A 451-nucleotide genomic window follows, 5' to 3' on the forward strand; every position below is an offset into this window, starting at 1 on the left:
GGTGTCCTGGACCGGCTGCGCGGGGCCTCCAACTCCGGTACGACGGCGGGCCGGGAGCCGGTGTTGAAGTGGACGAGGACCTCGTGGCCCTGGAACTCCACGTGCTCGACGAGGCCGCTGATCGCCACCTCGCCGGGGCGGGCGGCGGCGGGCTTGGCGATACGGATGGCCTCGGAGCGCAGGCCGACGATGACCTCGCGGCCCTGCTGGACGCGGAGCAACTGGTGGTCCAGGCACAGGGGTTCGGGCAGGCGCAGATACTGCTTGCCGAGGCTGATGGTCATCGCGCCGTCCAACGGGGCCCGGACCAGGCCGCGCAGGAGGTTGATGCGCGGGGTGCCGATGAAGGCGGCGACGAAGACGTTGCGGGGCAGCGCGTACACCGAGCGCGGGGTGCCGACCTGCTGGAGGACTCCGCCGCGCAGGACGGCGACCCGGTCGCCGAGCGACA

The 451-nt window shown here is 72.7% G+C and carries 1 protein-coding gene; it reads right to left on the bottom strand.

The window, feature by feature from the left end:
* On the bottom strand, positions 1-451 hold a 451-nt coding region (locus JHN63_RS52010), incomplete at both ends, for a TOBE domain-containing protein (protein ID WP_200692059.1).

Source organism: Streptomyces sp. MBT65, from assembly GCF_016612545.1.
Classification (GTDB): domain Bacteria; phylum Actinomycetota; class Actinomycetes; order Streptomycetales; family Streptomycetaceae; genus Streptomyces.